Genomic DNA, 12579 nt, shown 5'->3' with positions numbered 1-12579 from the left:
TGAACAAGTACAACCATATATCTTTATCATTAAAATAATATTCTTAAGAATCATTAGTGATAGATAGTTTGTGATTAGTGCCATAATGTAGGTCATAAATGCCTAATAATTAGAGCTGATTTTTATAATCTTAATTATGTTCAATCATATAGTTATTTTTTGTTGCTTTTCGGTTTTTTGAATTTTGTACTCTGCTAACTGTAACATTATGAGAATAGTTTTGTCTTTTGATTATAAATAGAATCATCCAAAAACATTTAAAATAGATCTAAAATGAAAACACAAAACAATAATTTTGCAGTGTTAATCTGTATGATGGTATCCTTACTAACCATTAATCCGATGATGGCTCAAAATAAGTTAAGAGGTAATGGTAATGTTGTTACTCAAGAAAGAACAATATCGACTTTTAATGAAATCATCGTAAACGGAGTTTATAATGTATACCTCTCTCAAGGAGAAAATGAATCTGTAAAAGTAGAAACTGATGAGAACCTGCAAGAAGTTGTAGTTGTCAAGAACAAAGGAAATGCATTGGTTTTAAACTGGAAAAAAGGAGTAAACGTAAAGAAAAAAACCAAAATGAACGTTTATGTGACTCTAAAAGATATAACAAAGCTAGAGGTAAAAGGAGTAGGGAATGTCAAAACTTCTTCTAAACTATCCCTAAACGTACTTGATATTGAAGCATCTGGAGTAGGAAATACGTCTTTAGAATTAGATTGTAAAAAGTTAGATGGCGATGTTTCAATGGTAGGTAATTTTACTTTGAAAGGAAAGGTTGCAGAAGTAACCCTGGATAATAATGGTACAGGTGCTTTAAGAGCTTTTGATTTAGTTGCTCAGAAATTAGAGATAAATAACTCTGGTATCGGAAAAGTAGAAGTAAATGCACAGCAAGAAATCAGTATAACTTCTTCTGGTATTGGTAGCGTTTATTATAAAGGAAATGCCAAAACTACAAAATTGGATCACCGTGGGATGGGTAAAATTAAAAAGGTAGATTAAATATAAATAATTTAAGTGTTACTATTCTTTATCTGCCTTATAGAGCCCTGATACCGGGGCTCTGGGCAGATTAATTATGAACGGATTCTTTTTAATCCTTCTCTTTCAGATAAAGGCTTCAGTTTAGTGTTGGTTATAAAGGTAACTACAGCTTCAGGATTTACTTTTGAGTACTCTCGCAACGCCCACCCAATAGCTTTCTTTATAAAGAATTCATTAGAAGATTTATGTTGCTCACAAAGTTTACATAATAATTGATAGTCTGTTTTGTCTTTATATCCTAATTGAAATAAGATTGCACTTCGGTTAAGCCACATCTTATCAGAATTTGAAAATTTCTCAATTACAAGAGGTATTTGATCAGGAAATTGTAATAAATATTTCCCTAAAATATGTTTTGCAATAAAATCAACAGAGTCCCACCAGGAATTGGTGGTAATAAGTTGTTCTATAAAATCAATGTCTGCTATGTTGTATTTCTTTTTTAAGAACTGATCAACTAGCTCCATAGCACAATAATGAAGTTCTCGTTTCGGTTTTTTGTAAAGAGTATTTGCGATAGTAATCACATGATCATGAGACAGCCCAGGAATATATTCACGAACTACATCTTTAAAAAGCGTTTTTCGAATTGGGGCTTTTATACCGTAATAAGAAAAACGATTTTTCATATACGCTTCCATTCTTACCACTTCTTCTGCATTAGCATTGCTTTCTAGTATAGCCATTAGAGAAGTTGTGAAATCCATATTTCTGTATAGATTAAAACCCTATTGCTGTATCATCACCTCTTTTATCTGCACCACCTTCCAACCTTCCATCAGGAAGTGCAAGGATACCATCAACTTTGCCTATAATTTTAGAATCCTCTTCATTGATTTGATACCCTTTTTTCCGTAAGCTATCTAATAAATCATTATCAAATGATTCTGGTTCAAAGACTACTACATCTGGTAACCATTGATGATGAAAACGAGGGGCATTGACCGCATCTTGCATGGTCATTCCAAATTCTGATACATTCAAAATAGTTTGGAGCACAGAAGTAATAATTGTTGATCCACCAGGAGTACCAACAGACATCCAAAATTTTCCATCTTTCTCTACAATTGTGGGAGTCATAGAGCTTAACATTCTTTTTTCGGGAACTATAGCATTGGCCTCGGCACCTGTTAACCCAAACATATTAGGAACACCAGGTTTGGCACTAAAATCATCCATCTCATTATTTAGAAAGAAACCTAATTCTGGGACATACAATTTCGAGCCATAAGCTCCATTAAGTGTTGTTGTTACAGAAATTGCATTTCCGAACTGATCTACAATAGAGTAGTGGGTGGTTTCGTCACTTTCATATCCAGGAATAATTCCACAGTTTATATCTGATGACAATGTAGCTTTATCAAAACTAAAATCCAGCATACGATCAGAAAGATAAGATTCGCTAATTAGTGTATCGACCGGGATTTTTACAAAATCAGGATCACCCAAATAGAAACTGCGATCTGCATAAGCCCTTCGCTCTGCTTCTGTAATAACCTGAATAGTTTTGAGTGTATTATGCCCATAACTACTTAGATCATGAGGTTCGATCATTTTCATGATCTGAGCAAGACATACACCTCCACTTGAAGGAGGAGACATAGAAGTTATATTGAGGTTTTTATACCGAAACTGTACTGGTTTACGCCATTTTGCTTCGTATTTTGCTAAATCGGCCATAGTTATTATCCCGCCTTTTGATTGGATGAAATCAACTAATTTTTGACCAGATTCACCTTTGTATAACTCGGCAGCTCCATTTTTTATGATCCTTTCGAGCGTTTCAGCTAGTTTTATGTTTTTTAGAGTGTCATTGGCTTTATAGCCTCTAAGAATTGGGATTGTATCTTCATTTGCCTCGTAGAATAAATCATTATAATGTACAAAGCGTTTTTCTTGTTTTTTGGTAATCACAAAACCTCTTTTTGCCAATTGTACCACAGGAGTAAGTATATCTTCTATTGGTAGAGTTCCAAATTTTTTATGCACTTCAAAAATACCAGCAACAGTTCCGGGGACACCAACAGCCATAGCTCCCAGTTGGCTTTTTTTAGGAATAAAATCTCCATTGTCATCCAGATACATATCTTTGGTAGCAGCAAGAGGTCCTTTTTCTCTATAATCCAAAGCACCCGTTTCACCATTAGCTTTTCGATACACCATAAATCCACCACCTCCTAGATTTCCTGCTACAGGATATGTAACTGCCAGCGCCATCGCTGTACCAACCATAGCATCAAAAGCGTTTCCTCCTTTTTTCATGATGTCTGCTCCGATTTTTGAAGCCTCCTCCCGGGCAGAAACAACCATAGCTTTTTGGGTAACAAGACCTACAACCGGTTCAACCTCTTGTTTTATTTCTGTATTGGTTTTACATGAAAAACTTAGGATAAGCAGAGGGATATAAAATAAATGTCTGATGGATTTTATTTTCATAATGTTCTTATTTCATTTTTAGTATAAAGTTCTAATTCTTCAAAAAACGAACGAAATTCCTTGTCAAAATCAGAGTAATATTGTTCGAGTTCGATGACAGCAAAATTCATCTTAGATCTATTTTTTGTTCTCTGATTCATTTGATATAATATTGTACCAATTCCAGGAATAGTAGCATAGCTAAGAAGCCAGTTATCCTTAATCATATATGGCATGAAATTTTGAATCTGTTTTGGTAAGACTTCATGGTATTCATGCAGTAAATCATAAAATTCTGCGACATACGTTTCGAGAGGAATATCAGAGTATTCTTTCCAATTAGCTGCTAGAAAATGATCATAAAGAACATCTACAATTACAGTACTGTAATGCCTGTATTTTGGAAATAGCCTGGACACACTTTTTCTAACAATAGAATGAGTATCGGTGTATGAGTCAATTTTACGATGCAAGGTAATACCCTGCCGTATGCGTTCTGGGTATTGTAATAATTGCTTTTTTCCTTTGACAGAATCTGCAATAAAATTACCTATTTTAAGTTCTTGATCTTCACCAGAAAGGTATATGTGGGCTAGAAAATTCATTGGGTTAAAATACGATTTTTTAAATACTAATATCGATTAATTATAGTCGTTTGTATGATAAAAAGTATCACTTGTAAAAAAACCAAAGGTTAACCGGTTATAATAAATTATTTTTGATGATATACCTAAAAACTTAGATCATGAGATATACCGTGTTTTTCCTTTTTTTTGTAATTATTGTTTTACAATTATCGTGTAATAAAGAAATAACGAGTAAAGATTTTACAAATCCGAATACGTTTACTAGTGGTATTGAAGGCCCGGCAACAGATTTTGAAGGTAATATTTATGCTGTTAATTACCAAAAAGAAGGAACTATAGGAAAAATTACTCCAGAGGGAAAACTATCAATGTTTCTAGAACTTCCTGAAGGAAGTATAGGCAACGGAATTAGATTTGGGAAACCCGATAAAATGTATATCGCTGATTATACAAATCATAATATTTTGATGGTGGATATGAATACTAAAAAAATATCAGTTTTAGCTCATCACCCAGAAGCAAACCAGCCAAATGATCTTGCTATCTCACCATCTGGAATTATTTATGCCAGTGATCCAAATTGGAAAAAGGGTACGGGTAATATTTGGAAAATAACCAGTAGTAATGGGTTTGAAAAACTAGAAGGTAATATGGGAACTACTAATGGAATAGAAGTAAGTCCCGATGGAAGAAAATTGTATGTCAACGAATCGATACAACGAAAAATATGGGTATATGATATTCAGAATAATGGTGCTATTTTAAATAAAAAATTGTTGTATTCTTTTAAAGATTTTGGTCTCGATGGAATGCGATGTGATAGTGAAGGAAACCTGTATATATGCAGATATGATAAAGGTACAGTGGTAATATTATCTCCAAAAGGTAAATTCTTGAAAGAAATAAAACTTAACGGCAGTAAGCCTACCAATATTACATTTAGTAATGATTTTAGTGCTTTCTATGTAACTATGGCAGATAAAGGATGCATCGAAATTGTCGAAAATAAATTGTAATAGCCTAAATACACTATAGAAGATGCTCCATGCTTTTTTATGAGTCATTAATTTGGAAAAACATGTGCGTATTTATAAAATTCTAACCTATTAAATTGTTGCTGTTTGTCATATCTTGTACATTTGTTCGAAATAGAAAAATCAATCAAAATATATGACATTAATAAAATCAATTTCAGGGATTAGAGGAACAATTGGAGGAACAGTTGGTGATAATCTTACCCCGGTAGATGCGGTAAAATTTGCTTCGGCTTATGGAAGTTGGCTAAAAAATGAAACTAATATAGATCATCCAATTGTTGTAGTAGGTCGTGATGCCAGAATTTCTGGGTCTATGATTCAACAATTGGTAATGAATAGTTTGGTTGGATTAGGGATTCATGTTATTGATTTAGGACTTTCTACTACACCTACAGTAGAAATAGCTGTGCCTTTAGAAAAAGCAGATGGAGGAATAATTCTTACGGCTAGTCATAATCCAAAACAATGGAATGCATTAAAATTACTTAACAATAAAGGAGAATTTTTGAATGCAGAAAATGGCAAAAAGATTTTAGATATAGCAGAAAATGATAAATATGTTTTTGCAGATGTTGATGATTTGGGGAGTATTACTGTAAATGATACATATATCGATAAACATATTGAAGAAGTACTAAAACTATCTCTGGTAAATGCAGAATTGGTGAGTAAATCTGGCTTCAAAGCTGTTGTAGATGCTGTTAACTCTACAGGAGGTATTGCAATACCGAGATTGCTTAGGAAAATGGGAGTAGAAACTATTGAATTATACTGTGAGCCTAATGGACATTTTCCTCATAATCCAGAACCTTTAAAAGAACATTTGACAGATTTGTCCGAATTAGTAGTTAAGGAAAAGGCTGATATGGGAATTACTGTTGATCCAGATGTAGATCGTCTTGCTTTTATGAGTGAGAACGGAGAGATGTTTGGAGAAGAATATACATTGGTTGCTTGTGCAGATTTTGTATTAGGGAAAACTAATGGTAATACTGTTTCTAACTTGTCTTCAAGCAGAGCATTAAGAGATGTAACACAAAAACATAATGGCAATTATGAAGCAAGTGCTGTAGGTGAAGTAAATGTAGTAGAGTTGATGAAAGCAAATAATGCAGTTATCGGTGGTGAAGGTAATGGAGGAATTATATACCCAGAATCACATTATGGAAGAGATTCTTTGGTAGGAGTAGCCTTATTTCTTACACATCTGGCAGAAAAGAAATGCAGTGTAAGCGAGTTACGTGACAGCTACCCTTCTTATTTTATGAGTAAAAATAAAATTCAATTAACTCCAGATTTAGATGTTGATGGTATTTTAAAAGGATTCCATTCAAAATATATTTCAGAAGAGGTGTCTACTGTAGATGGTGTAAAAGTAGATTTTGAAGATTGTTGGGTTCATTTACGTAAAAGTAATACAGAACCTATTATTCGTATTTACACAGAAGCCTTAAGCCAGGAAAAAGCAGATTCGTTGGCAGAAGATACAATCATTACTTTAAAAGAAATAGCTGGAATCTAAATTTAGCTAAACATATTACTTCTGGGTTTTCTTTATAAAGATTATAACGTGGGATTCAATAATAATCTGTGTTAATTCAGAAAGAGCTTATTTCTAAATATAAGATATCTATTTCTACCTTGAGTTGGTGTAGATATCTTATATTTTGTATAAACTACTGTCAAATAAGATTCTTTATTTACTTTGGCATTTTTCGAGTTCATTAAATAAATTATCTTCTACAGTAGAGCAGTCAAGTTCATTTTTGAGAAGTATGAGCCCATTATCAGGTACATGTAAAATTCTTCTACTATTTTTTTCTACGCTTCTACACTACATTCAAAGTTATATACTACTCTGATACATCCTTGAAAATCTTGAGGAATAAGATATGTTTCTTTATGAAACAATAGTAACCGTTCGGCAAACCACATATTTGTAGATTTTAATTTTGTGTTATGCAAAAAGAAGGCACAAAGAGAAAACAAGAGATGTGATGTCTGATTACAAACAATATGTGGTTTGCCGAACGGTTTTTTATACGATACTCTTTTTCGTATTCCAGGATTCTAAGCTTTTCTTAATTAGAGTCATTTATTATTGTATTGATAATCAAAATGTTATTTAGTGTTTTAGAAAAAAGATAATATTCTTGGGTAACAGAATTATGCTTCTGGTAACAAGAGAGCATAAGTAAATTATTTGTCGAATAGTATAATGAGTTTATACCAAAAATTTAATCAGAACCATTAAATAACAAAATCATGAAAAAACTTGTAAAAATTGGCTTAGCCTTAGTAGTATCATTCTCATTATTTTCCTGTAGTATTGAAAATGACACACTAGTAGAGACCTCAAAATCAAATGACTTAGGATTAGAACGAATTAAAATTTTTGATGATTCTGAAGACTTCAAAAACACTCTTAGATTATTTAATACTTTTAATGAAGTTTCAGATTACGAAAAATGGAGTTACGGGCATAACTATGTTTCGGTGTATAATTCTGATAAAATTTCAATAGAAGATAAAAATAGTACTCCTTATGCATTTTTATTTATTTTAAATGAGAACAAAGAATTTATAATTGGGAATAAACTAATAAACTATTCAGATGGAATTTTTTATGAAAACACTATTGATGATTCTGGTAACTTAATTAAAGAGGATAAAGTTATTGGTACTTTTGAGCAAGAATTATCACCTTTAGAAGGAACTGAATTGGAAGGTACTGCTAATAAAGCAACATTGAGTGTACAAAACGGGACTCTTTACAAGCCAACTAATGGATGGAAAGAATTTGACAGAAATACATATCAAAGTTATTGTGGAACTCCAAAAAATAAAAGTTTAAAATACAGATTAGTGCATTATTTGGCTGTTGAAACACTAAATTTATATGGAGTTACGCAATCTGATGTTTATTTCAAATTAAGAATGAGCCATAAAGGTGGTTCTAATTGGGTATACAACAATACAACTACAGAAAGATTATATAATGTGAATATATCTGGGAATTGTAAAATGAAATTTCATACAGGTTCTCAATCTGGAAATACTCAATACTTCTCTCTTAATAGTTATAACAATTGTAGTAACCCACTTAAAGGAACAAAATACTTTCCTTTAGCTACTCATGTGTTTTTTAACTCTACAAATACCTCGCTTTATAAGTGGGAAGTAAACATAAGTGGAACAGTTTTTCATAAAGTAAATGGTGATAATCAACAATTTAATGCCAATGTTAATTGGTAATACAATTGCATTGCAAATAATAAAATGGGAATTTTTTTAAATTCCCATTTTTGTTTTATATGCGTAAAAGATAACAACAAATAAAAATAGTAACTTAGATTAAGTTTCTATTAATAAATCTTCTGTAGTGTAGTAAATATTGCTCTAATAGATATGATAAAATCTATTAGATCGAACTTTATAATATAACAAGTTTGATGTATTGGTTTAATCTACTATGGCTCCCTCTGGAATTTGTGAATTTCTATGTTTCCAACGTTTGTGAGTCCATAGGTAATATTGAGGTTTTTCACGAATTTGATTTTCAAGTAATTGAAGATATTTCTTTATGATAAAATAAGGTTCTTCTTCTTTACTGTTTTCAGAGATAGGAATGAACCTTACTTCATAATGCCCTCGTTTTACTTTTTCTACGTGAAGGTACAATACAATAACATCAAGTCGTTGTGCTAAGAATTCACCTCCTAAAAATATAGGAACTTTGACACCCATAAAATCTGTCCAATATTTTGCGTTGTATATTTTCGGAGATTGGTCAGAGATCATACCATATCCACATACAGTGCCTTCCTTTTTATCTTTTATAATTTGTCTAGCCACTTTATGACTAGGGATAAGTCTGGAGTCAAAACGACCACGTATGCGATGTGCAAGACGATCAAAATATTTGTTTTCTATTTGTTTATAGATTCCTACACATGGGTTTAAAGACACAAGATCGACTGCATTAGACCATTCGAAACTACCATAATGTCCCATTAATGTAATTATACTTTTATTCTTTTTTTCAAATTCATGAAACTCATCCAGATTTACAACCTTATAACGTTTTATTAATTCTTCTCTAGAAATCGAAAGTGATTTTGTCATTTCTAAAAACATATCACACATATGTTTATAAAATGATTTACCGATATCCTTAATTTCTTTTTTAGACTTTTCTGGGAAGACTAGCTGTAAGTTTTCGGTTACTGTTTTCCTTCTATACCTAATAATATAGTATACCAAAATATAAGTACAGGTAGAAAATGCATAAAATAATCGCCAAGGTAGTTTAGAGATGCCCAATATTATAGGATAAACTAAGTAATATATGATTAATTGCATAAATGTAGTGTAGTTAAAAACGTGTAAAGGTAAGCTTATTTGACAATCTGTAGGTGAATACAAGTTTTTAATCTACAGTGGCGCCTTCGGGTATAGAAGCGTTATGGTGTTTCCATCGTTTGTGAGACCATAAATAATACTGTGGTTTATTATAGATTTGGTTTTCTAGTAATCTAAGATAACTTTTTATAATTGAGTAGTCTTCACAGTTTTTTGAATCTTCAGTTAGAGTTACAAAAGTAGCCTCATAGTATCCTCTTTTTATTTTTTCAACTTGTAGATAATATGTATTTAGTCCCAATCGCTTTGATAATACTTCTGCGCCTAAAAAGACAGGAACCTTAATGTCCATAAAATTAGTCCAGAAGGTTGCTTTATAAAGCTTTGGGGATTGATCAGAAATTAATCCATACATGTACAACCCTTCTTTAGATTGATCTTCTGTAATTACTTTCATAGCTTCTTTAGTACCAATTACCCTTGAACCAAATCGTGCTCTGATTCGATGTACTAATCTATCAAAGTATTTATTTCCTATTTTCTTATAAACTCCAACTGCTTGAAAATTTGTTTGTATATCAATTACATTTGCCCATTCATAACTAGCATAGTGAGCCATAAGTATCATTATGTTTTCTCCTTTAGCCTCTAATTCGTGTAGTTTTTCAAGATTTGTAACCTTAAATCGTTCTTTCATCTCTTCATTTGAAATGGATATCGACTTGATCATTTCAAGAAACATATCGCACATATGCTGATAAAATTCTCTTCGTATTTTTTTTATTTCTTGAGAAGTTTTATTTGGAAAAACTAACTCTAAGTTATGAGTTACAGTTTTTCTTCTGTACCGAAAAACATAATATGTAAGCAAAAACACACCTGTAGAAAAAGCATAAAAAAGTCTCCATGGTAATTTTGAAATAAACCACAATATTGGATAAACTAAACGATATACAAATAATTGCATTGATGAAGTTAAATTAAGGATACAAATATAAAATTTTCCCATTTTTTTTATCATAAACTTTTGCTAATAAGAAAACGATAGTTTGGCTGGGTTTTTTGAGATAAATATATAGTATATTTGGATAAAATTACTGTTGTATGGGGACACTTGACATTGTTATAATTATAATTATTGGAGCCAATATATTGATGTCATTAAAAGGGTTTAATGATTTTTCTTTTTTTGAAAAATATAAGTTTAATATAGGAGGAATAAGAAGAGGAGAGCAAATTAGAATGTTAACTTCGGGGTTCTTGCATGTAGACATGATGCACTTGTTCTTTAATATGTTTACACTTTATTTTTTTGCACCTGTTGTTGTTAGCTTCTTTGGTAATGTTAAGTTTTTGATAGTATATTTTGGTAGTTTGTTAGTAGGGAATTTATTTTCCTTGTTTTTTCATAAGGATGAATATCATTATAGCGCGGTAGGAGCGAGTGGAGCTGTTTCTGGGGTTATATATGCTGGTATTCTATTTAGACCGGATATGAGCTTATATTTAATGTTTATTCCAATCCCTATCCCTGCATATATTTTTGGTATTGGGTATTTGTTATATTCTATTTTCGGGATGAAAAATAAAATAGGTAATATCGGTCATGATGCCCATTTTGGAGGGGCTGTTGGAGGGTATGTAATAACTCTAATTTTGGCTCCTTGGTTATTTCAGGAAAATTTATTCATGATTGGCCTATTGGCGGTTCCGATTATTATTCTTTTTATTTTACAAAGGCTAGGAAAACTATAACAAAAAAACGACCTAAAAAGGTCGTTTTTATTCATATTCTGTATTTTGAATTAAAGAGATTTTTGTTCTAATAATTCTGAGATTTTCTTTTCTAATGCAGGTCCTCTAAGGTTCTTGGCAATTACATTTCCTTTTTCGTCAATGATAAAAGTGGCAGGTATGGATCTTACACCATAGGCTCTGGCAATAGGTTCTTGCCAAAATTGTAAATTAGAAACATGGCTCCATTCCAGGTTATCATCTGCAATAGCTTTGGTCCAGGCTGCTTGTTTTTTATCTAAAGATACTCCAATAATATTGAGCCCTTTATCATGATATTTGTTATATACTTTTACAACATTTGGATTTTCCATTCTGCAAGGTTTACACCAGGAAGCCCAAAAATCAATAATGGTAATTTTACCCATAGATTCTTTAAGAGATAGCATTTTACCTTCTGGGGTGGGAGCAGAAAAATCCTCAGCAGTAACCCCTATATCTATTTTCTTTTGTTTAGAAGCAGAGACTACATTATTAATAAGCATATTCAGGTTTTTACCTAACCTTGTAGGTTTTAGCGTATCATCAATTTGATCAAATTTCAGTTTAGCTTCTTGCGCTGTTAATAACTTAAGATTTAAAAGTTCTGTAATGGCTATAATTGATACTAAAGAATTGGTGTTATCTGTAATACCTTTTCTAAACTGCTTTTCTTTTTCAATCAACTCTTGTCTTTCAAGAGATATTTTAACAACTTTATCTGTCTCCCCTAATTTTGAAGCAATCTGATATTGGTTGTTTAGGTTTAATTTCTCTTCACCATATCTTTTAACAGTATTAACATAGGAAAAGAATAATTCATTTTCAGAACCTCCTTTAATCACAGAAGAGCGCAAACTATCTTTGTAGATTGTCATTTCTATAGGATTGTTCTCTGCCATGAACAATACATTTCCTCTAATGTCTTTAAAAGTTAAATAATTAAAATCATTACTCTCTGGAGGAGGTAAAGTGATTTGAAACTGATCCTGTTGTATACTTACAGAGTCAATAATAATAGGTCTGTTGGATTGGCTAATTGCATTAACATAGACTACTGTTCCATCTTTAAAACCGGCAGTATCGGCAGTAATAGTATACCCTTTTTGATCTTTTTGACAAGCTACAAGCAGGAGAATCGTAACAAACAAAGCAATTCTTTTCATAGTAATTTGGATTAATTGATCGTAAAAATAAAGAATCCAAAGTATATACTCCAAAAATTAACGTTGTAGATAAAAAGAATTGTTAAGGGATATTTTGTTATAGATACAGAATTAGAAGAAAATTCGTATCTTTTATGTAACAAATCACCATGATTTTTAGTCTAACTTAAATAGTTAATACATACAAAT

The 12579-nt window shown here is 31.6% G+C and carries 11 protein-coding genes; 5 read left to right on the top strand and 6 right to left on the bottom strand.

Annotated elements, in window-relative coordinates; translation table 11 throughout:
- Positions 1-273: 273 nt before the first annotated feature.
- A complete protein-coding gene (locus tag Z054_RS0124590; RefSeq protein ID WP_024772674.1) occupies positions 274-1008 on the top strand; it encodes a head GIN domain-containing protein in 735 nt (244 codons plus the stop codon).
- Positions 1009-1082: 74 nt separating this feature from the next.
- Here Z054_RS0124590 and Z054_RS0124585 read toward each other — a convergent pair whose 3' ends face one another.
- Genes Z054_RS0124585 through Z054_RS0124575 form a run of 3 tightly spaced genes read right to left on the bottom strand, consistent with a single transcriptional unit; the run spans position 1083 to position 4070 of the window.
- A complete protein-coding gene (locus Z054_RS0124585) occupies positions 1083-1736 on the bottom strand; it encodes a DNA alkylation repair protein (protein ID WP_161635335.1) in 654 nt (217 codons plus the stop codon).
- Between the two features lie 34 nt (positions 1737-1770).
- Complete coding sequence (gene ggt / locus Z054_RS0124580; protein ID WP_035093455.1) at positions 1771-3486, bottom strand: gamma-glutamyltransferase; 1716 nt, start codon at positions 3484-3486, stop codon at positions 1771-1773.
- Entirely contained in the window at positions 3483-4070 is a 588-nt protein-coding gene (locus Z054_RS0124575) for an acyl carrier protein phosphodiesterase (protein ID WP_024772671.1), read from the bottom strand. Before Z054_RS0124575 ends, ggt begins: the two co-directional genes overlap by 4 nt.
- A gap of 140 nt (positions 4071-4210) precedes the next feature.
- Between Z054_RS0124575 and Z054_RS0124570 the strand changes: the two genes are divergently transcribed.
- The 3 genes from Z054_RS0124570 (at position 4211) to Z054_RS0124555 (ending at position 8344) form a co-directional block, all read left to right on the top strand.
- Positions 4211-5068, top strand: coding sequence for an SMP-30/gluconolactonase/LRE family protein (locus Z054_RS0124570; RefSeq protein ID WP_024772670.1), 858 nt, complete (start codon positions 4211-4213; stop codon positions 5066-5068).
- 154 nt (positions 5069-5222) lie between these two features.
- Positions 5223-6611, top strand: coding sequence for a phosphoglucosamine mutase (glmM, locus tag Z054_RS0124565; RefSeq protein WP_024772669.1), 1389 nt, complete (start codon positions 5223-5225; stop codon positions 6609-6611).
- A 743-nt stretch (positions 6612-7354) separates the two neighbouring features.
- On the top strand, positions 7355-8344 hold the full coding sequence (locus Z054_RS0124555) for a hypothetical protein (protein WP_024772668.1): 990 nt from the start codon (positions 7355-7357) through the stop codon (positions 8342-8344).
- A 207-nt stretch (positions 8345-8551) separates the two neighbouring features.
- Here Z054_RS0124555 and Z054_RS0124550 read toward each other — a convergent pair whose 3' ends face one another.
- Positions 8552-9451 (bottom strand): lysophospholipid acyltransferase family protein, encoded by a 900-nt coding sequence (locus Z054_RS0124550; protein ID WP_024772667.1) that lies wholly within the window; start codon positions 9449-9451, stop codon positions 8552-8554.
- A 67-nt stretch (positions 9452-9518) separates the two neighbouring features.
- The gene (locus Z054_RS0124545) at positions 9519-10460 is read right to left on the bottom strand and encodes a lysophospholipid acyltransferase family protein (protein ID WP_241461449.1); all 942 of its coding nucleotides are present in this window, start codon (positions 10458-10460) and stop codon (positions 9519-9521) included.
- 95 nt (positions 10461-10555) lie between these two features.
- Between Z054_RS0124545 and Z054_RS0124540 the strand changes: the two genes are divergently transcribed.
- Positions 10556-11206 (top strand): rhomboid family intramembrane serine protease, encoded by a 651-nt coding sequence (locus tag Z054_RS0124540; protein ID WP_024772665.1) that lies wholly within the window; start codon positions 10556-10558, stop codon positions 11204-11206.
- A 50-nt stretch (positions 11207-11256) separates the two neighbouring features.
- Here the strand turns inward: Z054_RS0124540 and Z054_RS0124535 are convergent, their stop codons facing one another.
- Positions 11257-12390, bottom strand: a complete 1134-nt coding sequence (locus Z054_RS0124535; protein ID WP_024772664.1) for a TlpA disulfide reductase family protein — start codon at positions 12388-12390, stop codon at positions 11257-11259.
- Positions 12391-12579: the final 189 nt, after the last annotated feature.

The organism is Aquimarina macrocephali JAMB N27, assembly GCF_000520995.1.
Lineage (GTDB): Bacteria > Bacteroidota > Bacteroidia > Flavobacteriales > Flavobacteriaceae > Aquimarina > Aquimarina macrocephali.
This window is presented reverse-complemented; position numbering and strand designations above follow the sequence as displayed.